Here is a 21,223-nt window from a genome sequence, read left to right as displayed (position 1 = left end):
GATCCTCGTCTTCCTGGACGTCGACGGAACCGTGGTCCCGTTCGGGGCGGACCGCCCGTACCCGGTGTACGAGGCGGCCTCCCCGCTCCCGGAGGCGGTCGCCCACCCCCTGCTCTCCCGCGTCGACCCCGCCCTCGGCGCCCGCTTGGCCGCTCTCGCCGCGCTCGGCTGTGAGCTGGTGTGGGCCACGACCTGGCTGGACGACGCGAACGCGTGCCTCGCTCCCTGGCTCGGGCTGCCCCCGCTGCCGCTGGTGGACTGGCCGGAGGAGGACGAGGAGCCCCGGCTCGGGCGCCGTGGCCCGCACTGGAAGACGCGGCCCCTCGTGGCGTGGGCCGCGGGGCGCCCCTTCGTCTGGGTCGACGACGAGATCACCGACGCCGACCAGGCATGGGTGTCCGGCCACCACCCCGCGCCCGCCCTCCTCCACCGGGTCGACCACCGCTACGGCCTCACCGACCGGGACTTCGCCGTCCTGGAGGAGTGGGTCACCGCAGGTGGCGGCCCAGCAGCTCGGTGACCCGCGTGATCCCGTCCGTACCGTGCCCGAGGGCGATGACGCGGCGGGCCTGCCCCTCGGCCGCGCGCATGACGGCGGCCTCGATGCCGTGGGACTCGGAGGCCTCGATGATGTGGGCCATGGAGGAGGCGCCGGAGGTGATCGGGTTGAGTTCGCCGGAGTAGGTGGCGTCGTCGACGTCGCGGGCGAACTCCTCGAACAGCGGCGGCAGGATCGCGCCGATGCCCTGCGCGAAGGGGGTGAGCTCCCGCGCCGTGATGCCCTCGGCGCGCGCCACGGCCAGGGCGTGCGCGTAGCCCGCCATCGCGGTCCAGAAGATGTCGAGCAGGGCGATGTCGTACGCGGCGGCCCGGCCGATGTCCTCGCCGAGGTGGGTGTGGGCGCCGCCCAGCGCGTCGAGGACCGCCCGGTGCTCGCCGTACAGCTCCGCGGAGCCACTGTGGATGAACACCGCGTCCGGCGTGCCGATCGTCGTCGTCGGCGTCATGATCGCGCCGTCCAGATACCGGATCCCGTGCGCGTCCGCCCAACCGGCCGTGTCCCGGGCGCGGCGCGGGGTGTCGGCGGTCAGGTTGACGACCGTACGGCCCTTGAGCGCGGCGGCGACCGCGTCCTGCCGCAGGACGGCGTCGACGGCGTCGTAGTTCACCACGCACACCACCGTCAGCGCACTGGCGGCGACCGCCTCCGCCGGGGACGCGGCCGACGTGGCACCGCGGTCGACGAGCTCCCGGTCCCGGCCCGGGGTGCGGTTCCAGACGGTGACCCGCAGCCCCGCGTCCAGGAACGCGGCGGCCAGGGCCCGGCCCATCGGACCGAGACCGAGGACGGTGACGGCGGACTCGTCGGCATGAGTGGACATGACTCAACTCCCTGTAGGGTGACGCTGATTGCTGACAAAAGGGGTGGGGTGGGTTGGGGTGGGGATATGACGCATCGACGCCATGACCCGAACGTGTGCGGGGTGACCGCGGCGATCTCCGTGATCGACGGCAAGTGGAAGACGTCGCTGCTGTGGCGGCTGGAGGACGGCCCGCACCGCCCGGCCGAACTGCGCCGCCGGCTGCCGGGGCTCAGCGAGAAGGTGCTGACCCAGGCGTTGCGGGAGATGGAGGCGGACGGACTGGTGCACCGGGAGGTCTACGACGTCCTGCCGCTGAAGACGGTGTACTCCCTGACCGACTTCGGCCGCGACCTCGCCGAGGCCCTCGCCCCGCTCTCCGACTGGGGGCATCGCCGCCTGGAGCGGCTCGCGGAGAGCCGGTCGGCCTGACCTGCGTGGTCACCCCCTTCTGGCGTGGGTCCGGCCTGCGCCGTGGATCCGGTCCGGCGGCGGTCGGGTGCCTCGTCGATCACCCGCATCCAGGTTCTGATGTTCGTCGGTCGCTGCCAAGTACCCACAAAAAAGTGGGTACCGGGCAGCTCCGGTGTGGAGGGGGCCGGGCGTCCGTGGGCGAGAACCGTTTGAGGAGAAGTAGTGCTGCACCTGCCCCATGGAGACGCCTGCTTCCTCCTTGGGGCGCAGAGGGGCAATCCGCCCGCTGCTCGACCACGACAACGCCGGCCTGCTCGGCTGGCTGCCAGGCGGATTCGCGGCCGGCCTCACCGTCTACGTTCTTGCCGTGGTGATCGGCGCAGTTCTTGCGGGCATTCTTGAGTCTCCTGTAAGGGGAGACGCGAGGCTGCAGGCATGGACGGCGACACGCTTTTCACGATCGGCGACCTGGCCCGGCGTACCGGGCTGACGGTCAAGACCATTCGGTTCTACTCCGACTCCGGGATCGTGCCGCCGACAGACCGCAGCCCGGCTGGCTACCGGCTCTATGACATCGGCGCGTCGGCGCGTCTGGACCTGGTGCGTACCCTGCGTGACCTTGGGCTCGACCTTGCCGTCATCCGGCAGGTGCTGGACCGGGAGGTCTCGGTGCCCCAGGTCGCGGCCGCACACGCCGACGCCTTGGAGGTACAGATCCGCACCCTGCGACTGCGACGTGCGGTGCTGCGCGCGGTGGCCAGACGAGGCTCCACCCCTGAGGAAATGGACCTGATGCACAAGCTTGCCAAGCTTTCCGACGACGAACGCCGGCGTCTCATCACCGACTTCATCGATGACACCTTCGGCGGGCTCGACGCCAATGCCGAGTTCGTGGACATGATGCGCTCGGCCATGCCCGACCTGCCGGATGACCCCGAACCCGATCAGGTCGACGCCTGGGTGGAACTCGCCGAGCTTGCCCAGGACTGCGACTTCCGCGCCGCCGTCCGCCGCATGGCGGAGTACCAGGCAGCCGAGCGCGCCCGCGGCGATGCCACCGGCCTGCACCATGACCTCACCGAAACCGTTCGCGACAGCGTCGGCCGGGCGCTCGACGCCGGCATCGCCCCCGCTTCCGCCGAGGCCACCCCCATCGTCGACGCCCTTACCGCCCGCTACGCGCAAACCTTCAGCCGCGCCGACGACGCCGACCTGCGCCACTGGTTGCTGACACGCCTGGAGATCGCCGGTGACCCCCGCGCGGAACGCTACTGGCACCTGCTCGCCGTCATCAACGGATGGCCCGTCCCGCCCAGCCTGGCGCCGGTGCTCACCTGGTTCACAGCAGCCTTGCGCGCCCGCAGCGGGCAGTAGCCCCGCGCCTGGCGGCCGGCCCGGTCCTCGCGGCTTCGACCACGCCGCGAGGTCTCGGGGCGTTCGACGGGGTGACCACCCTCGCAGCGCTCCGGCGCGGACGGGGGCCCGCCCACGGCACCGTCGATGTCCCGCTCAACCGTAGGCAGCCGCCTCCAGGGTGCTCATCGCGGAAGTCCACTGGTCGGCGCGGAGGTGCAGGGCCCGCCGAGGCCCGGCGGCAAGAAGTCGGGGAACCTTCCCCGCTTGCAAGTCCTCTTCCCCGCCTCCCCGGGGACATCGCCGAGCTCACCAGTCTGCTCGCGCCCGGCGACGCCCGAAGTTTGCGGCGGTCAGGCCGTATTGGAGCGTGTCGAGGTGATCACGACGGATGTGTAGGGCATGGTGGCGTGGCCGCCGAGCCTGTCGATCGCGGTCCCGGCGCTGTCCAGGACCTTCGCCAACTTGTCTGCGGGGAGTTGGGTGAGGCCGCCGAAGGTGGGGAGCTGGTCGAGCCACTCCTCTCGGGAGTAGGTGCGCTCCCAGGCGAAGCGCCACTGTTCCGGCTCGCTGAAGCTGCCGGTCTGGCGGATTCCGTCGGCGATCTTCGCGAACAGTGGCTGGTATGCGTCCACGGCCGATCCTCTCAGCAGGCCGGGGTTGAACGGGGAATCGGGGGCGACGCGTTGGAGTGTTTCGGCGAGGGCGTCGACCACCTCGGCCGGGAGTTGGGGGACGTGGTGGAAGGGGGCGAGTCGGCCGCCGGGCCGGAGCACCTGGGCGGCCTTGGCCGCGCCGGCGAGGGGGTCCACCCAGTGCCAGGCGGTGCCGGCGATGACCGCGTCGAACTGCCGCCCGGCCGGCTGCCAGTCCTCGAACCTGGCGACCTCGACCTCGACACGGCTGCGTCGCGCGAAGGCGGCCATCCGCTCGTCGGGCTCGACACCGAGCACCGTGCAGCCGGCCGCTTGGAACTGCCGGGCCTCGATGCCGGTCCCGGCTCCGACGTCGAGGATGTGCCGGCCGGGGCTTGCCGCGACGATCCTGTCCACCAATGCCTGGGGATACGGCGGTCGGGCGCGGTCGTAGCGTTCGGCATCCACACCGAACGACTCGGCCGTCTGCCGGTGGCGGTGGGGCTCCGGGCCGGACTCGTCCGGCTGTCCCTGCGATAAAGTGGGCATGCGCCCACACTAATGGGCGGACGCCCACTTGATAAGGCGGGGCGGCGCGGAAAGGGAGACAATGCCGTCAGGGGTGCACATCCACAACGTGCGCGGTCAGCTGTTCGAAGCCGCCGAGCGCGTCCTGCTTCGGGACGGGCCCGACGCGTTGACCAGCCGGGCGGTCACGGAGGAGGCGAACTGCGCCAAGGGTGTGCTGCACCGGCACTTCACCGACTTCGACGCTTTCCTGACAGAACTGGTCCTCGACCGCGTCCGCGGCATCGAGGGCCGGACCACGACTTTGCGCGCTGCCGCTGGCACCGGGAGCGTGGTGGACAACCTCGCCGACGCGCTGCAAGACCTGTTCGGGCCGGTCACGGTGGCGATCGTCGCGCTCATCACCTTCCGCGACGGCCTCCGCGCCCGGCTGCGCGAGGCCGGTCTGACCGGCATCCCACTCGCCATGCACGGCACCGCCATGATCGCCACATACCTCACCGCCGAGCGGGAGTCGGGGCGTCTGGCCGGTGACGCCGACATCGACACACTCGCCCCCACCCTCGTCGGGGCCGGGCACCTGCTGTTCGCCGACCGGACAAGCGCCCCACCGCAGACCGCCGCCATCCGCAAGATGGTGACCACCGTCATCGCCGGCGCCTTGCGACCGCCCCAGTCGTGACCTGAGCGCCCAGGTCGCGTGTCGCCCCGCCCACCCTTGCCCCCGGATCTGGTAGGCCTCCGCAGCTGCCCCAGGCTAAGCACTTGGACGTGGCCGAGGTCCGGCTGCTGGAGCTGGGTGCGGGCAAGTCGGATCGCCAGCCGCACGGGGACAAGCCGGAAGCCCCTCCAGCACCCCGGCCGCCGGCACCGCCGTCCGCACCGAACCCGGTGTGACCACCTCGAAGTCCTTGCCGGACAGCAGATGGGCCAGCATCACCACGCTCGGCGACTGTGCCTCGTCGACCAGCCGGACCTCGGTGCCCTCCAGGGCGGCCACCGTATGCAGCCGCCCGTCGAAGCGCACCAGATCACCCGCTCGCAATAGCCTCGGACGCGACGGCATCCCCGCCCCCTTCCCGCACCACGGCGAGGCGGACCCGCGAGTCTGCCGACAACAATCCGGACTCAAGATCCACGGCCAGGACACGGCGCCAGAGCAGGTGGAAGATCACCGGCAGCACCGCGATCTGGTCACCCACCCGCAGAGCCCCAGCCAGCAGCCCGCCGCCGTCGGCGAACACCTCCACCAGGCGGGCAGCGGCCTCCGGGCGGTATACCCGCGGATGCCGGTAGCCGGCCAGCCACCGCACGTTCGCCATCAGCACCGCCTCCGGCGTCCCCACCCGCAGGAAGTCCCAGCCCACCGACCGGCAGGCCGCCGCCGTCACGGCGAACTTGGCGGCGTCATCCGGTCCAATGCGCTCGTCCGGACGCACATCCACCACCAGGCCCGTGCCGTCGGCGCGGCGGACGAAGAAGTCCGGCGTGTGTCACACCCTTTTCCCGTCCGACCCGGCCCACGACAGCCGGAACGGCTGCGAGGCCATACCCGTCACCAGCGGATCGAAGTCGAGCAGCATCAAGTGGTCGCGCTCCAGCCACGACTCATAGGCCACATGGCCACCGCAGGTCGCCGACCAGTACCAGACGCACCAGTTGCCCTGACCACGAAATGCCGGGAACCGGCGCTCAGGCCGTACGGACTCGAACCGGACCGGCCACAGGTGTCCCAAGGCTCCCCGCTCACGGATGCCGACCGCACTGACGTACTCCAGCTCGACGTCCTCCGCCGACACCTCGCGCACAACCATCCGGGCCTCCGGTACGACGCCGACCAGCCACTTCGACGTAGAAGCGCCCCGACCGCCGGACCTACACAAGACCGGAACTCTCCGGAAGCTGCTTACACCTGAACGGGACCCATCCGCACATGCCTACAGAAGTGCGGGACTGCCTACACATCGCAGGGACAGGACAACCGCGCGCCACCGCTGCCGGCCGAGTGGCGTGGCGCACTATTGCAAGCGGGTGCTTGCAATAGTTAGCGGCGGTGGTGCAAGGTGGAGGCATGGCATCGCTCAACGTCGGCAATCTCGGCGACTATCTGCGTGAGCAGCGGCGCAACGCGCAGCTGTCACTGCGGCAACTCGCTGATGCCGCCGGGGTGTCCAATCCGTACCTGAGTCAGATCGAGCGCGGGCTGCGCAAGCCGAGCGCGGAGGTGTTGCAGCAGGTCGCCAAGGCGCTGCGGATCTCCGCCGAGACGCTGTATGTGCGGGCCGGCATCCTCGACGCGGAGCGGGACCGGGACGAGGTGGAGACGCGCGCCGTCATCATCGCCGATCCCACGCTGCACGAGCGGCAGAAGCAGGTACTGCTCCAGATCTACGAATCCTTCCGCAAGGAGAACGGGTTCGGGATATCCCCCGAAGCGGTCGAGCCGGCCGAAGCGGTCGAGCCGGCCCAGGGCTTCGGCTCGGGCTCGGGAGTGGGCACCCACCACAGCGACGGCCACCTCGACGGCGCGGCGGACCTCGACGGCAGTGGCATAGGTGACTCGGGTGACCTGAGTGACGCCGGTGCCGCCGCCGTACGCCGCAGCCGTACGACCGGCACGAACAACACGACGAGCAACCCGAGCAACCCGAACAACACGGCCGACGGCGGCCGCAAGTCCGCCGCGCGCCGCACCCGTACGAACCGCACGAGCCCCACGACCCGCACGACCCGCACGACCCGGACGTCCGACGGCAGCGACGCCGACCCGGAGAACCCGAACAACCCGCAGCAGCCGGCCGGCTGATGACGCGGCTGCCGCACGCGCGCCACGACTCGGCACGCGTCGGCGAGCGGCGTCCCGGCCGTCCGGCCGACCGCGGATCCAAAACCCTCACCTCGAAAGCAACCCGGGAGGACCATCACCATGGCCATCGCCGACGACCTGCGTAAGACCTTCAGCGACCCGACCCCGCTCTACTTCGCCGCCGGCACCGCCGACCTGGCCCTCCAGCAGGCCAAGAAGGTGCCCGGCCTGGTGGAGCAGCTGCGCACCGAGGCGCCGGCCCGGTTCGAGGCCGTTCGCAACACGGACCCGAAGGCCGTCCAGGAGAAGGCCACCGCCCGCGCCAAGGAGGCAGGTGCCAAGGCCAAGGAGGCGCAGGAGACCATCCAGACCAAGGTCAGCGCGTTCATCGGCACCCTCGACGCCGACTTCAAGAAGTTCGGCAGCAACCTGGACGCGGACTTCAAGAAGCTCGGCAGCAGCCTCGACGCCGACCTGAAGAAGTTCGGCGAGAGTGCCCAGGACCTCGCGCTGCGCACGGTCGGTGTCGCCGCCGAGTACGCCGTGAAGGCCCGGGAGACCTACGAGAAGGTCGCCGAGCACGGCGAGCAGACCGTGAAGACCTGGCGTGGCGAGGCGGCCGAGGAGATCGAGGAGCTCGCGATCGCCGTCGAGCCCAACGCCGAGCCGGTCGCGGTCAAGCCTGCCGAGCCGAAGTCGGCCGAGCCGAAGCCCGTCGCCCAGGCCGCTCCTGCCGCCTCTGCCGCCCCGGCCAAGAAGACCCCCGCCAAGAAGCCCGCGGCACGCAAGACCACGACCACCACCACCAAGAAGACGACGCCGCCCGCCAAGTAACACGGACGGGTGAAAAGGGACCGTTGACCACGGGCCGGGCACTTACGGAGTGCTCGGCCCGTTGTTCGGGTAGCGGTCCACCGGTTGCGGGTACGGTGACCGCGTAGGTACGAGCCGAATCGGGTGGTGGACGTTGTGCTGATGCAGGGCTTCGCTGGGTTCATGTGGCTGCTGAGCATGGCCCTGATCCTTTTCAGCGGCTTCGCGCTGATCGACGCGGCCAGCCGCCGCGAGGACGCCTATCGCGCGGCTGACAAGAAGACCAAGCCGTTCTGGCTGATCATCCTCGGGCTCGCCTTCGTGGTGAACCTGATCTTCAACATCCTGTCGTTCCTGCCGATCATCGGCCTCATCGCCACGATCGTGTACATGGTCGACGTCCGCCCCGCGATCAAGGGCCTGCCGGGCGGAGGCCGCAGCAGAAGGGGCTCCAGCAGCGACGGTCCGTACGGCCCGTGGAACGGCGGCCGCTGAGCACCGCCTCCCTGCGTGGGCAACGCCCTGAAGGGCACGGGGCGGGCGGCTGTATCGACATGCGGCTCCGCCGCGTGGCCGCCACCAGCCGCAACGCGGCTCCGCCGCCTGGGCGCGACCACCCGCAACCAACCCGCGGCCGGCATACGACAGCCCAGCACCCCAGGCGTGTCCCCGCTCAGACCCCCCGGTCCAGCAACAGCACCGCCACGTCGTCCGTCAGCTCCCCACCGTTGAGGTCCCGGACCTCGTTCACGGCCGCCCGCAACAACGCCTCCCCCCGCAGCCCCTCATCCAGCTGCCGACGGACCATGGACACCATCCCGTCCTGCCCCAGCCGCTCCCGGCCCTCACCGACCCGGCCCTCGATCAGCCCGTCGGTGTAGAGCATCAGGCTCCACTCGGCCCCCAGCTCCACCTGCATCCGAGGCCACCGAGCCCCGGGCAGCAGCCCGAGCGCGGGCCCGTTGTTGTCGTACGGCAGCAGCCGTGCCGCCCGCCCGGGCCGGGCCAGCAGCGGCGACGGATGGCCCGCGAGGCACAGCCCCGCCCGCCGGCCGTCCGGCGAGATGTCCACCGTGCACAGGGTCGCGAAGATCTCGTCGTCGGCCCGCTCATGTTCGAGGACCTGCTGAAGCGTCCCGAGCAGCGCGTCCCCGCACAGCCCCGCCAGCGTCAGCGCCCGCCAGGCGATCCGCAGCTCCACGCCGAGCGCGGCCTCGTCGGGCCCGTGGCCGCAGACGTCGCCGATCATGGCGTGCACGGTCCCGTCCGCGGTGCGGACGACGTCGTAGAAGTCACCGCCGAGCAGCGCGCGCGAGCGGCCGGGCCGGTAGCGGGCGGCGAAACGCAGGGAGGAGCCCTCCAGCAGCGGCGTCGGCAGCAGACCGCGCTCCAGCCGGCGGTTCTCCTGGGCCCGCATCCGGCCCGCGGCGAGCCGTCGCTCGGCCGTGTCGGAACGTTTGCGCTCCACCGCGTACCGGATGGCCCGGCTCAGCAGCCGCCCGTCCAGCTCGTCCCGGAAGAGATAGTCCTGCGCGCCGACGCGCACGGCCTCCGCGCCGCGCTCGGCGTCGCCGGAGGCGGTGAGGGCGAGGACGGCGTGCCGGGGCGCGAGCTCCAGGACGTGCTTGAGCACGGCCAGCTCGTCGTCGTCGGTGGCCCGGCCGGGCGCCGGGAGCGCGAGGTCCAGCAGGATGCACTGGACATCGTCGGTGAGCAGCCGCTCGGCCTCGGTGAGGTTGCGGGCGGTGCGGACACGGATCGGCTTGCCGGCCGAGTCGACCAGCTCGGGCACGATCGCCGAGCCGCCGGGATCGTCCTCGATCAGCAGCAGCGTCAGGTTGGTGGGGGCGGTGTTCTCTACCGTCTCTTCCTTACGCGGGGCCTCTTCCCTGGAGGTGCCGCCTGGGGACGCGGCCTGCGCCTGACCACTCTCCGCGGCCGGGATCGCTCTCTGCCGCGGTATGGGTACGGGCATCGTCTTGAGTTCCTTCCCTCCCCCCGAGGGCATGGTGCGAACGAGGGTCCTCGATCCACCGACGGGGACCATAGCGGTAGTCGGCGCCGCAACGGAATGGTGTGAGCCACGCCGCGCTGACGCTCGCCACTGTCATATGCCGCGTTCCGTACCGCAGTTGGACAGGACGGGAGCGGGGCGGGGATGACGAACGTCACGTCGTCGTCCGATTTGGGAGCGATGTGACGTGGGGTGGGTCACGTGGCGGGGGTCACGGCCCCCCGGTCACAAGGCCCCCTGAATCCTCACGCATCGGGGCGAACCACCCCGAGGATCGGCATCGAGCCCGCCCCCGCGACGGTCACCGTCCGCCCCGGACGGGGGGCGTGGATGATCGCGCCGTCGCCGATGTACATCGCCACATGGCTGGCGTCGGCGTTGTAGATGATCAGATCGCCGGGGCGCATGTCCGCGATGTCGACGCGCTTCAGCCGCTTCCACTGCTCCTGCGAGGTCCGCGGGATGCCGTGCCCGGCGCTCACCCAGGCCTGTGACGTGAGTCCCGAACAGTCGTACGTCTTCGGGCCCTCGGCGCCCCACTCGTACGGCTTGCCGAGCTGGGCGGTGGCGTACTCGACGGCCTTGCGGCCCTCCTTCGTCGCCTTGCTGTCGAGGTCCTTCAGGACGCCGGAGTCCAGCCAGGCGGTCTGTGCCTTGTAGGCCGCCGCCTCCTCCAGCTGGGCGAGGCGCTCCTTCTCCTCCGTCTCCAGCCGGGATTCGAGCTTCTCGGCCGCCGCGATCCGCTTCTCGATCCTCTTCTGGGCGGCCGCCTTGGCCTTGCGGCCCGCCTCCAGCTTGTGCCACTGGGCGGAGGCGTCCCTGGCGTACAGCTCCAAGTCCTGCTGGGTGCGGGTCATTTCGGCCAGCAGCCCCTTGGTCGCGCGCTCGCCCTGCAGCACCCGGCCCGCGCCGTCGAGGAACTCCTGCGGGTCGTCGCTGAGCATCAGATGCGCCTCGTCGGGCAGCCCGCCGGAGCGGTACTGGGCGGCGGCCGCGGCGCCGGCGCGCTTCTTCAACTCGGCGAGCTTCTCCTTGCCTTCGACGATCCGCTTCGCCAGCGCGACGATCTCCGCCGACTGCTTCTCGGTCGCCTCCTCGGCGGCGTTGTACTCGTCGGTGGCGACGGCCGCGGCGTGGTAGAGCTTCTCGAGCTTCAGGCGGACGGCCTCCAGGTCCTTGTTCGACACCGGGGCCGGGGGCGAGGAGGATGAGGCGTTCGGTGACGGGGTGGGACTGGGGCCGGGTGCCGCGAACGCCGTGCCCGGTGCCGCCAGTACGGTGACCGCGCAGACGACGGTCACGGCCGCGAGGACGCTGCGCTTGCCCGGCAGGAGGGTGCGCTTGCCCGGTCCCATACCACTGCCCCCAAACCTGATTTACCGTCAGTAACATACGAACGTCTGAGGGATCGTGCCACGCCGCGCCGCAAAACGACAGAGGCAGTGACTCCCTCCCCCATTCCATCCGTCGTACGACGATCTCCCCGCCTTTGTGACGAGCGACTCGCGGAGATCGTTCCCCACCGGACGCGGAATCAGGCCCGCGGCGCCAACGCTTCCCACCGCACGGTCACTTCGCCCTGCCGCCACCGCACCGGCCCGTCCGTCACCGGCCAGTCGCTCGCGAGGTCGCGCACCGTCCGGATCCAGCGCTGGCGTGCGCCGTACGACGCGTAGGGCGCGGCGGCGGCCCAGGCGCGGTCGAAGTCGCGCAGGAAGGCGTGGACCGGCTCGCCGGGGACGTTGCGGTGGATGAGCGCCTTCGGCAGTCGCTCGGCGAGGTCCGACGGACGCTCCAGCGAGCCCAACCGGGTCGCGAACGTCACCGTGCGCGGCCCCTCCGGCCCCAGCGCGACCCACACATGCCGGCGCCCGATCTCGTCGCAGGTCCCCTCGACGAGCAGCCCGCCACGGGACCCGGTCACCGGGTCGGCCGGCGCGAGCCGCGCGCACAGCCGCGCCCAGACCGCGGCGACCTCGCCCTCCTCGTACTGCCGCAGCACGTTCGCCGCGCGCACCAGCAGGGGCCGCTGCGGGATCGGGATCTCGAACCCGCCGTGCCGGAAGACGAGCCCCTCCCGCTCGTACGCCTTCGCCGCCGCGACCCGTGCCGGTTCGATCTCCACGCCGACCACGCGCGCGTGGGGCGCTGCCGCGCGGAGGCGGACGAGGAGTTCGACGGCCGTCCAGGGGGCGGCGCCGTATCCGAGGTCGACGGCGACGGGGTCCATGGCCCGACGGAGCTCGGCTCCGTGCGTGTGGGCGATCCAGCGGTCCATCCGGCGCAGCCGGTTCGGGTTGGTCGTCCCGCGTGTCACCGTTCCCACGGGACGGTGGGCTGCGCGGGCTGTCATGGGTACGAGGGTAAGGGGCTTGTTCGGGGATGGCGGGCAACGCCCCCCGCCCTCGAACGGTTGAGCGACCCCCGGTAACGCCTCGGCAAAAACCGCCCCACCAGGAATGCGACCCCTCCCGCCGGCGTTGCACCGGCTTGGAGGGCGCTCGCACCCTCCATACGGCATGCCCGCAGCCAAGGAGGAACGCCACGTGAGCCACTACGTCAGCAGGCTCGGGCGCCGCTCCCAGGTCGCACCCCACCGGCTGCGCCTGCACCGCCGCCCCCGCCGGGTCGCCATGCTCTCCGTGCACACCTCGCCGCTCCACCAACCGGGCACCGGTGACGCCGGCGGCATGAACGTCTACATCGTGGAGCTCGCGCAGCGCCTCGCCGCGATCAACATCGAGGTCGAGATCTTCACGCGCACGACCGCCGCCGACCTCCCGCCCGTCGTCGAGCTCGCGCCCGGTGTCCTCGTCCGGCACATCGACGCCGGCCCCTACGAGGGCCTCAACAAGGAGGACCTCCCCGCCCAGCTCTGCGCCTTCACACACGGCGTGATGCAGGCGTGGGCCGGCCACCGCCCCGGCTACTACGACCTGGTCCACTCCCACTACTGGCTCTCCGGCCACGTCGGCTGGCTCGCCGCCCAGCGCTGGGGCGCCCCCCTGGTGCACGCCATGCACACCATGGCCAAGGTCAAGAACGCCAACCTGGCCGACGGCGACACCCCCGAGCCCGCCGCCCGGGTCATCGGCGAGACCCAGATCGTCGCGGCCGCCGACCGCCTCATCGCCAACACGGAGGAGGAGGCCGACGAACTCGTCCGGCACTACGCCGCCGACCCCGCCACGGTCGCCGTGGTGCACCCGGGCGTGAACCTCACCCGCTTCTCTCCCGCCGACGGGCGAGCCGCCGCCCGCGCCCGCCTCGGCCTCCCCCCGGACGCCCTGATCCCGCTGTTCGCGGGCCGCATCCAGCCCCTGAAGGCGCCCGACATCCTGCTGCGCGCGGTGGCCGTCCTGCTGGACGAACGCCCCGAGTTGCGCTCCCGGATCCTGGTCCCGGTCGTGGGCGGCCCGAGCGGCAGCGGCCTCGCCAAGCCCGAGGGCCTGCAGAAACTGGCCGCCCGCCTGGGCATCGCGGATGTCGTACGGTTCCACCCGCCCGTCGGCCAGGAGCAGCTCGCGGACTGGTTCCGGGCGGCGTCGGTGCTGGTCATGCCGTCGTACAGCGAGTCGTTCGGGCTGGTGGCCATCGAGGCGCAGGCGGCGGGCACGCCGGTGCTCGCGGCGGCGGTGGGCGGTCTGCCGGTGGCGGTCCGGGACGGCCGTACCGGCTTCCTGGTCCAGGGCCACAACCCGGCCGAGTACGCGCGCGTGCTGCGCGCCTTCGCCGACGACCCGCACCTGTCCCCGCGGATGGGCGAGGCCGCGGCCCGGCACGCCCAGTCCTTCGGCTGGGACACCGCGGCCGCCGCCACGGCGGACGTCTACGCGGCCGCGACCCAGGCCCACCGGCGTCACGTACCCTCCCACCATGGCTGACGTACACAAGGTCGCGCAGGTCGTCGAGGGAGCCCTGAAGGACGCCGAACTGGAGTGGGAGAGCCCCGCCCCCGGCAACTACGTCGTCAAACTCCCCGGCAGCCGCAAGCTCTCCACGACGGTGTCCCTGCTCGTCGGCCGCCACTCCCTGTCGCTCAACGCCTTCGTCATCCGTCACCCCGACGAGAACGAGCCCGGCGTCCACCGCTGGCTCCTGGAGCGCAACCTCAAGCTGTACGGCGTGAGTTACGCCGTCGACCGGCTCGGCGACGTGTACATCACCGCCAAGCTCCCGCTCGCCGCCGTGACCGCCGACGAGATCGACCGCCTCCTCGGCCAGGTCCTGGAGGCGGCGGACGGCGCCTTCAACACCCTCCTGGAGCTCGGGTTCGCCTCCGCGATCCGCAAGGAGTACGAGTGGCGCGTGGCGCGCGGCGAGTCGACGCGGAACCTGGACGCGTTCAGCCACCTGACCCAGCGGCCCGCCGACTGAATCCTGGTCCGTACTAAGCTTCCCCCGCCGCCCGGTCGTCGCGGACGTCCGCGACGGTGGCACGGTGACCATCCCGCCCGGCACGTTCCGCATCGACGACGTGATCCGCATCGGCCACTCGAACGTGGTCCTCCCGCCTGGAGCTGTACGGCACCACGGACGTCGTACGGCCGCGCAATCCGTACGACGCTCAGCGCGCGCTGTTGCGATAGCGCCCCGGCGGCACCCCCACCCACTTCCGGAAGTGCCGGGTGAGATGGGACTGGTCGTAGAAGCCGGTCGCGGTGGCCACCTCGGCCGGTGAGCGGCCTTCCAGGAGCAGGCGGCGGGCGCGCTCGACGCGGCGGGACATCAGGTACTGGTGCGGGGCGATGCCGTACGCCGTGCTGAACGACCGGACGAGATGGGCGGGATGGGCGTGCAGGAGCCCGGTCGCCTCGTCGAGGGCGAGGCCCGCCACGACGCGCTCGTCGAGCAGCTCGCGCAGCCGGCGGGCGAGGGCGGGGTCGCGGCGCGGGGCTTCGGTGACCGCGGCGGGGCGCAGGTGGGTGCGCAGCCGTTCGCCGATGAGGGTCAGCCTGCTGTCCGCCTCCAGTTCGTCGCCGGGGTGCGCGAGGGCGGTGTGCACCTGTCCGACGCGCCGCCGCAGCACGGGGTCCCGGAGGTCGGGGGAGTCCACCGCCGGGCCGATCAGGTCCTCGCCCAGCCGGGTGCTGTCCAGGTACAGCACGCGCTTGCGGAAGCCGTGCGGGGTGGCGGGGGAGCCGTTGTGGGGGACGTGCGGCGGGAGCAGGGACACCGTGTCGTGCGGGGTGCCGTGCTCGTGACGGTCGAGGTCGTAGCGCACGGCGCCGTCGTCGACGATGAGCAGCGTCCAGGCCTCGTGGACGTGCATCGGGTACGCGTACTCGGTGAAGTGGGCGTGGAAGACCTCGGTGACGCCCGGGACGGAGGGGCGCCACGCGGAGACTTCCTGGCGGTTCCGGGCGGCGGCCATGCAAAGAACGTACAAGACGCCGTCCTGCGGTGGCCGCCAGTCTCGTCGTATGACTGATACGCCTGATGAGGCACCTGTTCGTTTCGACACGAAGATCGCTGTGCTGCTGCGCGAGGACCTGGAGCCCTGGCAGCGGCTGAACGTCACCGCGTTCCTGGTCAGCGGCCTGGGCACACAGGTCCCCGAGGTGATCGGGGAGCCGTACGAGGACGCGGACCAGGTGGCCTACCTGCCGATGTTCCGCCAGCCGGTGCTGGTCTTCGAGGGCACGAAGGAGACCCTGAAGGCGGCCCACGCGCGCGTGCTGTCCCGCGCCCTGCCGCGCGCGGTGTTCACCTCCGACCTGTTCACGACGGGCAACGACCGTGACAACCGGGCGGCGGTGCGGGCCGTCCGCACCGGTGAGCTGGATCTGGTGGGGCTGGCGGTGTACGGGCCGAGGAACGCGGTGGACAAGGTGGTGAAGGGAGCGCGGATGCATCCGTGAGCGCCTTCGGCACAACCGGCCGGCCGGCCCGTACCACCCGCAGCCGTCAGGCGGCGCTGACCTCCGGCTTCGGGTCGGCCGGCGTCACGGTGTCCGCCGGCTTCTCGGCCGGCATCCACCGCATGAGCGTCGCGTACCCGACCCCCGCCGCCGTACCGACGACGGCGCACATCCCCCACAGCCACTCGGCGCCGTAGCGGTCGATGACGAAGCCGGACACGAGCGGGGCGACGAGGGCGGCGACGGACCAGGACAGGGTGTACATGCCCTGGTAGCGGCCGCGCCCCTGGGCGGGGGAGAGGCGGACGACGAGCCCGGTCTGGGTGGGCGCGTTCAGCATCTCGCCCAGCGTCCACACGCACACCGTCAGCGCGACGGCGCCGACCGAGCCGGCGAACGCGGTGAGCGCGAAGCCGTACCCGGCGAGCAGGGACGAGACGACGAGGATCCGCCCCGCGTCACGGCGTTCGATGAACCGCGTGAGCGGGATCTGGAGGGCGACGATCAGGACACCGTTGACGGCGATCGCGAGGCCGTAGTCGGCGGGGGAGAAGCCGGCCTCACCCATCGCCACCGGCAGCCCGACCGCCCCCTGCTGGAAGACGAGGGCGACGAGGAAGGACAGCCCGACGACGCTCATGAAGCGCCCGTCGCGCAGGACGGTCCCGATCCCGACCTCCTCGGCGGCCTTGTCCGCCGCCGTGCGCTCGGGCCGCGACTCCGGCACCCGCAGGAAGACGACGACGGCGCACACCATGGTCATCCCCGCCTCGATGAGGAACCCGGAGAGATAACTGACCTCGGCGATGAACCCGGCGGCCATGGAGGAGACGGCGAACCCGAGGTTGATCGCCCAGTAGTTGAGCGAGAAGGCGCGCACCCGGTCCTCGGGCCGGACGATGTCGGCCATCATCGCCTGCACGGCGGGCCGGGAGGCGTTGGAGGCCGCACCGACGAGGAAGGCGACGGCGGCGATGGCGGCGGGGTGGTGCATGAACCCGAGCACGGCCACGGATACGGCGGTGGATGCCTGGGCCATCAGCAGGGTGGGCCGCCGCCCGAGCCGGTCGGTCATGACGCCGGCGCCCAGGGAGGAGATCACCCCGCCGAGCCCGTGCAGGGCGGCGACGAGACCGGCGTAGGAGGCGGAGTAGCCGCGGTCGAGGGTGAGGTACAGGGCCATGAAGGTGGCCACGAAGGCGCCGAGCCGGTTCACCAGCGTGCTGGTCCACAGCCACCAGAACTCGCGGGGGAGCCCGGAGACGGTTTCTCGGGTGGCACGTCTCAGGGCGGCGAGCGGCATAGGAGTCCCCCAGGTGTGGCACGGTCGATGTAAGTGGCTCGGACGGTAACCAGAACTTACAAACCCGCCCTACGGGAGGCCACTCAATTAACAGATCCCGTCAACAGTCCGCCCATCGAGAGGCGGGCGCACTCGATCAAAGCCTTCGATTACGCTCATCGCATGGCCGACGCACCGTACAAGCTGATCCTCCTCCGCCACGGCGAGAGCGAGTGGAACGCGAAGAACCTGTTCACCGGCTGGGTGGACGTCAACCTGAACGAGAAGGGCGAGAAGGAGGCAGTCCGCGGCGGCGAGCTCCTGAAGGACGCCGACCTCCTCCCCGACGTGGTCCACACGTCCCTCCAGAAGCGCGCGATCCGCACGGCCCAGCTGGCCCTGGAGGCCGCGGACCGCCACTGGATCCCCGTCCACCGCTCGTGGCGCCTGAACGAGCGCCACTACGGCGCCCTCCAGGGCAAGGACAAGGCCCAGACCCTCGCCGAGTTCGGCGAGGAGCAGTTCATGCTGTGGCGCCGCTCGTACGACACCCCGCCGCCCCCGCTCGAGGACGGCACGGAGTTCTCCCAGTCCGCCGACCCCCGCTACGCGACGATCCCCCCGGAGCTGCGCCCCCGCACGGAGTGCCTCAAGGACGTCGTCGTCCGCATGCTCCCGTACTGGTACGACGGCATCGTCCCCGACCTCCTGACCGGCCGCACGGTCCTGGTCGCCGCCCACGGCAACTCCCTGCGCGCCCTCGTCAAGCACCTCGACGGCATCTCCGACGCCGACATCGCGGGCTTGAACATCCCGACGGGCATCCCGCTGTACTACGAGCTGGACGCCGACTTCAACCCGGTGACGCCGGGCGGCAAGTACCTCGACCCGGAGGCTGCGGCGGCGGCGATCGAGGCGGTCAAGAACCAGGGCAAGAAGAAGTAACTCGACGCCAGTAAGCCCCCGACCTGCGGTTTCTTCGCGGGGCGGGGGCTTCTTGGTGGGGCTGGGCCGCCTGTGGGCCGTCAGGTGCGTCGGCGCCAGCGGCGTACGCGGATGTCGAGGACGATCAGGAGCGCCACGGGGACGGTGATCTCGGCGGGAGCGTCGGCCCAGAGGGCGAGCGCGCCGCCGGCTGTGCCGATGAGAGCGATCGGCAGATCGCGGGGGTGGATGTCGACGGTCACGCCGACGCGTGGGACCATAGGGCGCTCCAGCTGTGCTCGGTTCACTTGCCAAGGTGATTTCTGGGACGTGGCAATGGAGACGAATGCCGCCCCTGACCGGGCGGCATTCGCATGCCGCTGGAACTTTCCCATAGTCGTCACGCGCCAGACAAACGCGCAGCTAAAAGCCGCCTTGTTCGTTTTCGTAGACGGATTGTCCACGATCGTGGACAGCTAGGGCGCTCCAACTTCTCTTGGAGACTTTCAAGACTCTCCAATCTTTCCAGGAGTCGCCTCGTGCCGCTCCGTGTCGCCCTGTGTCGCTCCATGCCGCTCCACGCCGCTCCGTGCCGTCCGGTGTCGCATCGTGTTGCCTGGTGCCCTCCTGTGTCATCTCGTATCGTCCTGTTCTCCAGGATGCTGCTGTTGTGCGTTAGCCAAGGAGCCCTCTTTTCCTTGTAAGGGGATTCTCTGAGCTCTCCGGCTTAGCTCTCCGGTTTGACTTTCCGGCTAAGCTTCCAGGTTACGTTTTCCGGCTTACGTCTTCCGCTTTCCTTGTTTGGTCCGTAAGTGCATCGTCTTGTAAGTGCTTTCAATTGCCTTCCGAGTACGCTCCTGGCTGGAAGGCATGAGGTGCGCGTGCACGCGGAGCGTCAGGCCCGGATCCGAGTGGCCGAGGTACTCGGCGAGGGCCTTGATGTTCTCTCCGGCGTCCAAGAGCACCGAGGCGTAGAAGTGGCGGAGCGCATGCATGCCGTTCTCGCGGGACTCCGCGTACGACCCGCCGGGCTTCCGGTCGGGGATCACATCCGCCGAGGCCAGCGCACGCTTCCACACTTCCTCGTTGAGGGAAGTCCGCCAGACATGCCCACCGCGCGGCCCGGTGAAGATCAGCCGCTTCGTCACCGGGGGCCCGTCGGCCACCTTCCACGGCAAGGTGATCTCGACCGGGGGGAACCGCTTCATGTGCTCCCGGAGTGCGTCGGCGACCGGCTCGGGAAGCGGTACATCCCACAGCTTGCCGCCCTTGGGCGGAGCGAACACAGGCTTGCTGCGGCTCAGCTTCAGCTGCTGGACAACCTGGCGCGTGTTCGCCGCGAAGTCGATGGCGTCGACGGCGACGCCCAGGATCTCGCCCTGACGAAGCCCGCAGCCGCCGCCCAGGTCAACCATGGTTTGGTACCGCTCGGGCATCCCGGCCCGGACGGCGAAGACCCGTTCCGCTGTCCACGGGACGATGCGCTTGTTGTCCACGGTGGGCGGACGGACCGAGCGGGCAGCGCACGGGTTCCGAGGAAGGTGTCCGTCATCCACGGCCGCGCTCAGAGCTGCCCGCACGTTGGAGTAGATCGTCCGGGCGTACGAGCCGGACGCCGTTCTCCTGGAGTTGCCTCACCCAGTCGCGTATGTGCGCGGGCTGGAAGGAGCCGAGGGGGCGCGAACCCAGGTACGGGTAGGCGTGCAGCCGAAGCTGCGACTCCATCGACGCCTGCGTGTTCGGATCCGGCGCGTGGGTCACCCAGTTCTCGGCGTACTGCTGGAAGGTGATCCGGGCCGCGCGCGGGTCGATGTACTGCCCACGCGCCATGTCCGCCTCAGTGTGAGCCAACCACTGTTCAGCCAGCCGCTTCTGCCGGTCAGGGAAGCTCTTCGACTTCTCGGTGCCGTCTGGACCGACGTAGCGCGCGCGATAGCGCATACCCGTGCCGTAGCGCTCGCTCTTGACCTTGCGTGTCTTTCCATCGGACCCGACCTCGGTCTTGTACCAGCGATCTTGAATGTGCCCAGCCATCAGGCAGCCACCCCTTCACGCTGAGCGTCCACCCAGGCCTGCACGTCCGCAGGGTCGAAGCGGAGGTGCCGGCCGACGCGGAAGCCTCGGGGGCCGGTGCGCTTGCGGCGCCACTGGTAGACCGTCTCGACGCTGGGCAGCTCGAACATCTCCACCAGGTCGTCAGGAGTCAGGAACCGCGAGGGCAGGGCGCGCGATGCAGCTGCCATTTCCGCCGAAAAAAGGCGTCGGTCAGCCATGGGTGGGCTCTCCTTCCGTTCCGGGGGCGGGTTCGAGGGAGGCGGCGAGCCAGGTCTCTGCGGCACTTAGGCCGGTTCCGGCGAACACCCAGTGAGCGAGGACGAGCGTGGTTTCGCCGTCCTCCGGGACAGTCGGCACGGCCTGTGCACGGCGCCAGTCGGCACGGGCATCACGGAGGGCGCCAAGGGTGGTGGAGTAGCGGCGGGACTTGGTGGAGAAGTGGCCGCGGAAGCCGAGCATGTGCGCCCAGGCTCGAAGACGGAGGTCCGCCAATTCTGGGCGCGCGCCGAGAGACCATGCAGCCGCGGACGACTCCACCTCGTCGGCGACGGGTTCCGATGCTGCGACCGTCGAGGACGGTTCGGGCGCTGTCGCCGGGGCCTGACTCGGCTTGGGTGAGCCGTGGGCGAGAAGGGTGCCGCCGAGGAAGGCGACGGCGGGCCAGCCCGCGACGAGGATGCGCAGCCAGGCCGGTACGTCGTCCAGGTCGAGCAGTCCGGCCGTAGCGACGTTGGCGCCGAGCGACGCGGTCAGCGCGACGAGGAACCAGCACCACCCGGCTGCTTTCGCCTCGCCGGAGCGGAGCCGCCGCCAGGCCGCCACCAACAGCAGGTCGACGGAGACCGGGTAGGCCCACGCCTTCCAGCCGTGCTGTCCGGCAGCCGAGGCCAGGTCGTGCAGGTGGGCGAAGGACAGCGCGGCGGCGATCAGTGCTTGGACGAGCACGGCGTCAACACGGACGGGCAGGGCACGCACGGCGCCACTCCTTCCGGATTCGGGCATGGAGGGGGTAGTAGTGCTTGGTCAGGTCGGTATCAGTTGTGGCATGTCGCGGTGACACGTGGGGCAGGCGCCGGTCCAGACCGCGAGGAGTAGCTGCAGTTCGCGGGCGACCTTGTAGAGGCTCAGGCCGGCGCCGTCTCTTTTGGGGACCGGGTGATGCGCTGGAGGGTGCAGA

At 70.8% G+C, this 21,223-nt stretch carries 22 protein-coding genes and 2 pseudogenes; 11 read left to right on the top strand and 13 right to left on the bottom strand.

From position 1 onward, the window contains the following. Nucleotide 1 precedes the first annotated feature (1 nt). Nucleotides 2-520, top strand: a complete 519-nt coding sequence (locus tag ABZ078_RS27010) for an HAD domain-containing protein (RefSeq protein ID WP_356579397.1) — start codon at nucleotides 2-4, stop codon at nucleotides 518-520. Here ABZ078_RS27010 and ABZ078_RS27005 read toward each other — a convergent pair. Next, a complete protein-coding gene (locus tag ABZ078_RS27005) occupies nucleotides 489-1,382 on the bottom strand; it encodes an NAD(P)-binding domain-containing protein (RefSeq protein WP_356579289.1) in 894 nt (297 codons plus the stop codon). The two genes, ABZ078_RS27010 and ABZ078_RS27005, sit on opposite strands and share 32 nt — an antisense overlap. A 66-nt stretch (nucleotides 1,383-1,448) precedes the next feature. On the opposite strand from ABZ078_RS27005, the gene ABZ078_RS27000 reads away from it, so the two are divergent. Beyond that, nucleotides 1,449-1,793, top strand: coding sequence for a helix-turn-helix domain-containing protein (locus ABZ078_RS27000; protein ID WP_356579287.1), 345 nt, complete (start codon nucleotides 1,449-1,451; stop codon nucleotides 1,791-1,793). Between the two features lie 417 nt (nucleotides 1,794-2,210). Continuing rightward, the gene (locus ABZ078_RS26995) at nucleotides 2,211-3,149 is read left to right on the top strand and encodes a MerR family transcriptional regulator (RefSeq protein ID WP_356579285.1); all 939 of its coding nucleotides are present in this window, start codon (nucleotides 2,211-2,213) and stop codon (nucleotides 3,147-3,149) included. Nucleotides 3,150-3,481: 332 nt separating this feature from the next. Here the strand turns inward: ABZ078_RS26995 and ABZ078_RS26990 are convergent, their stop codons facing one another. Next, complete coding sequence (locus ABZ078_RS26990) at nucleotides 3,482-4,312, bottom strand: class I SAM-dependent methyltransferase (RefSeq protein ID WP_356579283.1); 831 nt, start codon at nucleotides 4,310-4,312, stop codon at nucleotides 3,482-3,484. Nucleotides 4,313-4,385: 73 nt separating this feature from the next. On the opposite strand from ABZ078_RS26990, the gene ABZ078_RS26985 reads away from it, so the two are divergent. Then, a complete protein-coding gene (locus tag ABZ078_RS26985; RefSeq protein WP_356579281.1) occupies nucleotides 4,386-4,973 on the top strand; it encodes a helix-turn-helix domain-containing protein in 588 nt (195 codons plus the stop codon). Between the two features lie 349 nt (nucleotides 4,974-5,322). Here ABZ078_RS26985 and ABZ078_RS26980 read toward each other — a convergent pair. Both ABZ078_RS26980 and ABZ078_RS26975 read right to left on the bottom strand, forming a co-directional pair. Next, a pseudogene (locus ABZ078_RS26980) lies at nucleotides 5,323-5,772 on the bottom strand (TnsA-like heteromeric transposase endonuclease subunit); the annotation flags it as partial. Nucleotides 5,773-5,784: 12 nt separating this feature from the next. Then, the gene (locus ABZ078_RS26975; RefSeq protein WP_356579279.1) at nucleotides 5,785-6,105 is read right to left on the bottom strand and encodes a hypothetical protein; all 321 of its coding nucleotides are present in this window, start codon (nucleotides 6,103-6,105) and stop codon (nucleotides 5,785-5,787) included. A gap of 257 nt (nucleotides 6,106-6,362) precedes the next feature. On the opposite strand from ABZ078_RS26975, the gene ABZ078_RS26970 reads away from it, so the two are divergent. The 3 genes from ABZ078_RS26970 to ABZ078_RS26960 all read left to right on the top strand — a co-directional run bounded on the left by ABZ078_RS26970 (nucleotide 6,363) and on the right by ABZ078_RS26960 (nucleotide 8,405). Beyond that, nucleotides 6,363-7,097, top strand: coding sequence for a helix-turn-helix domain-containing protein (locus tag ABZ078_RS26970; RefSeq protein ID WP_356579277.1), 735 nt, complete (start codon nucleotides 6,363-6,365; stop codon nucleotides 7,095-7,097). Nucleotides 7,098-7,217: 120 nt separating this feature from the next. Next, the gene (locus ABZ078_RS26965) at nucleotides 7,218-7,931 is read left to right on the top strand and encodes a hypothetical protein (protein WP_356579275.1); all 714 of its coding nucleotides are present in this window, start codon (nucleotides 7,218-7,220) and stop codon (nucleotides 7,929-7,931) included. Nucleotides 7,932-8,072: 141 nt separating this feature from the next. After that, nucleotides 8,073-8,405, top strand: a complete 333-nt coding sequence (locus ABZ078_RS26960; RefSeq protein WP_356579273.1) for a DUF2516 family protein — start codon at nucleotides 8,073-8,075, stop codon at nucleotides 8,403-8,405. A gap of 178 nt (nucleotides 8,406-8,583) precedes the next feature. Here ABZ078_RS26960 and ABZ078_RS26955 read toward each other — a convergent pair whose 3' ends face one another. From ABZ078_RS26955 to ABZ078_RS26945, 3 genes are all read right to left on the bottom strand, one after another. Next, nucleotides 8,584-9,885: a SpoIIE family protein phosphatase gene (locus tag ABZ078_RS26955; RefSeq protein ID WP_356579271.1), complete on the bottom strand. Its 1,302-nt coding sequence runs from the start codon at nucleotides 9,883-9,885 to the stop codon at nucleotides 8,584-8,586. Between the two features lie 284 nt (nucleotides 9,886-10,169). After that, nucleotides 10,170-11,279, bottom strand: a complete 1,110-nt coding sequence (locus ABZ078_RS26950) for an NlpC/P60 family protein (protein ID WP_356579269.1) — start codon at nucleotides 11,277-11,279, stop codon at nucleotides 10,170-10,172. Between the two features lie 179 nt (nucleotides 11,280-11,458). Then, nucleotides 11,459-12,277 (bottom strand): class I SAM-dependent methyltransferase, encoded by an 819-nt coding sequence (locus ABZ078_RS26945; protein WP_356579267.1) that lies wholly within the window; start codon nucleotides 12,275-12,277, stop codon nucleotides 11,459-11,461. 193 nt (nucleotides 12,278-12,470) lie between these two features. Here ABZ078_RS26945 and mshA point away from each other — a divergent pair, with 193 nt between their 5' ends. Continuing rightward, complete coding sequence (mshA, locus tag ABZ078_RS26940) at nucleotides 12,471-13,808, top strand: D-inositol-3-phosphate glycosyltransferase (RefSeq protein WP_356579396.1); 1,338 nt, start codon at nucleotides 12,471-12,473, stop codon at nucleotides 13,806-13,808. Continuing rightward, complete coding sequence (locus tag ABZ078_RS26935; protein WP_356579266.1) at nucleotides 13,801-14,301, top strand: YbjN domain-containing protein; 501 nt, start codon at nucleotides 13,801-13,803, stop codon at nucleotides 14,299-14,301. Before mshA ends, ABZ078_RS26935 begins: the two co-directional genes overlap by 8 nt. A gap of 190 nt (nucleotides 14,302-14,491) precedes the next feature. Here ABZ078_RS26935 and ABZ078_RS26930 read toward each other — a convergent pair whose 3' ends face one another. Continuing rightward, nucleotides 14,492-15,298, bottom strand: a complete 807-nt coding sequence (locus ABZ078_RS26930) for an AraC family transcriptional regulator (protein ID WP_356579264.1) — start codon at nucleotides 15,296-15,298, stop codon at nucleotides 14,492-14,494. A 49-nt stretch (nucleotides 15,299-15,347) separates the two neighbouring features. Here ABZ078_RS26930 and ABZ078_RS26925 point away from each other — a divergent pair, with 49 nt between their 5' ends. Further along, nucleotides 15,348-15,785, top strand: coding sequence for a DUF2000 domain-containing protein (locus ABZ078_RS26925; RefSeq protein ID WP_356579262.1), 438 nt, complete (start codon nucleotides 15,348-15,350; stop codon nucleotides 15,783-15,785). Nucleotides 15,786-15,831: 46 nt separating this feature from the next. Here ABZ078_RS26925 and ABZ078_RS26920 read toward each other — a convergent pair whose 3' ends face one another. Continuing rightward, complete coding sequence (locus tag ABZ078_RS26920) at nucleotides 15,832-17,088, bottom strand: MFS transporter (RefSeq protein WP_356579260.1); 1,257 nt, start codon at nucleotides 17,086-17,088, stop codon at nucleotides 15,832-15,834. A gap of 162 nt (nucleotides 17,089-17,250) precedes the next feature. On the opposite strand from ABZ078_RS26920, the gene ABZ078_RS26915 reads away from it, so the two are divergent. Then, nucleotides 17,251-18,012 carry a phosphoglyceromutase gene (locus tag ABZ078_RS26915; RefSeq protein WP_356579259.1) on the top strand — a complete coding sequence of 254 codons (762 nt, stop codon included), beginning with the start codon at nucleotides 17,251-17,253 and terminating at the stop codon, nucleotides 18,010-18,012. A gap of 80 nt (nucleotides 18,013-18,092) precedes the next feature. Here ABZ078_RS26915 and ABZ078_RS26910 read toward each other — a convergent pair whose 3' ends face one another. The 4 genes and pseudogenes from ABZ078_RS26910 to ABZ078_RS26895 form a co-directional block, all read right to left on the bottom strand. Next, nucleotides 18,093-18,272: a hypothetical protein gene (locus ABZ078_RS26910; protein ID WP_356579257.1), complete on the bottom strand. Its 180-nt coding sequence runs from the start codon at nucleotides 18,270-18,272 to the stop codon at nucleotides 18,093-18,095. Nucleotides 18,273-18,770: 498 nt separating this feature from the next. Next, nucleotides 18,771-20,025 (bottom strand): annotated as a pseudogene (locus ABZ078_RS26905) (site-specific integrase). Further along, complete coding sequence (locus tag ABZ078_RS26900; protein ID WP_356579255.1) at nucleotides 20,025-20,264, bottom strand: helix-turn-helix domain-containing protein; 240 nt, start codon at nucleotides 20,262-20,264, stop codon at nucleotides 20,025-20,027. The pseudogene ABZ078_RS26905 and the gene ABZ078_RS26900 overlap by 1 nt, the downstream one beginning before the upstream one ends. Next, nucleotides 20,257-21,021 (bottom strand): DUF2637 domain-containing protein, encoded by a 765-nt coding sequence (locus ABZ078_RS26895; protein ID WP_356579253.1) that lies wholly within the window; start codon nucleotides 21,019-21,021, stop codon nucleotides 20,257-20,259. The genes ABZ078_RS26900 and ABZ078_RS26895 overlap by 8 nt, the downstream gene beginning before the upstream one ends. Nucleotides 21,022-21,223 lie beyond the last annotated feature (202 nt).

This window comes from Streptomyces sp. NPDC006385 (assembly GCF_040612485.1).
Taxonomy (GTDB): domain Bacteria; phylum Actinomycetota; class Actinomycetes; order Streptomycetales; family Streptomycetaceae; genus Streptomyces.
This window is presented reverse-complemented; position numbering and strand designations above follow the sequence as displayed.

Coding starts and splice junctions, on each gene's coding strand:
- ABZ078_RS26995 (WP_356579285.1), top strand. CDS start 2,211: ATGGACGGCGACACGCTTTTCACGATCGGCGACCTGGCCCGGCGTACC.
- ABZ078_RS26945 (WP_356579267.1), bottom strand. CDS start 12,277: ATGACAGCCCGCGCAGCCCACCGTCCCGTGGGAACGGTGACACGCGGG.
- ABZ078_RS27000 (WP_356579287.1), top strand. CDS start 1,449: ATGACGCATCGACGCCATGACCCGAACGTGTGCGGGGTGACCGCGGCG.
- ABZ078_RS26925 (WP_356579262.1), top strand. CDS start 15,348: ATGACTGATACGCCTGATGAGGCACCTGTTCGTTTCGACACGAAGATC.
- ABZ078_RS26930 (WP_356579264.1), bottom strand. CDS start 15,298: ATGGCCGCCGCCCGGAACCGCCAGGAAGTCTCCGCGTGGCGCCCCTCC.
- ABZ078_RS26900 (WP_356579255.1), bottom strand. CDS start 20,264: ATGGCTGACCGACGCCTTTTTTCGGCGGAAATGGCAGCTGCATCGCGC.
- ABZ078_RS26970 (WP_356579277.1), top strand. CDS start 6,363: ATGGCATCGCTCAACGTCGGCAATCTCGGCGACTATCTGCGTGAGCAG.
- ABZ078_RS27005 (WP_356579289.1), bottom strand. CDS start 1,382: ATGTCCACTCATGCCGACGAGTCCGCCGTCACCGTCCTCGGTCTCGGT.
- ABZ078_RS26920 (WP_356579260.1), bottom strand. CDS start 17,088: ATGCCGCTCGCCGCCCTGAGACGTGCCACCCGAGAAACCGTCTCCGGG.
- ABZ078_RS26910 (WP_356579257.1), bottom strand. CDS start 18,272: ATGGTCCCACGCGTCGGCGTGACCGTCGACATCCACCCCCGCGATCTG.
- ABZ078_RS26990 (WP_356579283.1), bottom strand. CDS start 4,312: ATGCCCACTTTATCGCAGGGACAGCCGGACGAGTCCGGCCCGGAGCCC.
- ABZ078_RS26960 (WP_356579273.1), top strand. CDS start 8,073: ATGCAGGGCTTCGCTGGGTTCATGTGGCTGCTGAGCATGGCCCTGATC.
- ABZ078_RS26935 (WP_356579266.1), top strand. CDS start 13,801: ATGGCTGACGTACACAAGGTCGCGCAGGTCGTCGAGGGAGCCCTGAAG.
- ABZ078_RS26950 (WP_356579269.1), bottom strand. CDS start 11,279: ATGGGACCGGGCAAGCGCACCCTCCTGCCGGGCAAGCGCAGCGTCCTC.
- ABZ078_RS26955 (WP_356579271.1), bottom strand. CDS start 9,885: ATGCCCGTACCCATACCGCGGCAGAGAGCGATCCCGGCCGCGGAGAGT.
- ABZ078_RS26915 (WP_356579259.1), top strand. CDS start 17,251: ATGGCCGACGCACCGTACAAGCTGATCCTCCTCCGCCACGGCGAGAGC.
- ABZ078_RS26965 (WP_356579275.1), top strand. CDS start 7,218: ATGGCCATCGCCGACGACCTGCGTAAGACCTTCAGCGACCCGACCCCG.
- ABZ078_RS26975 (WP_356579279.1), bottom strand. CDS start 6,105: ATGGTTGTGCGCGAGGTGTCGGCGGAGGACGTCGAGCTGGAGTACGTC.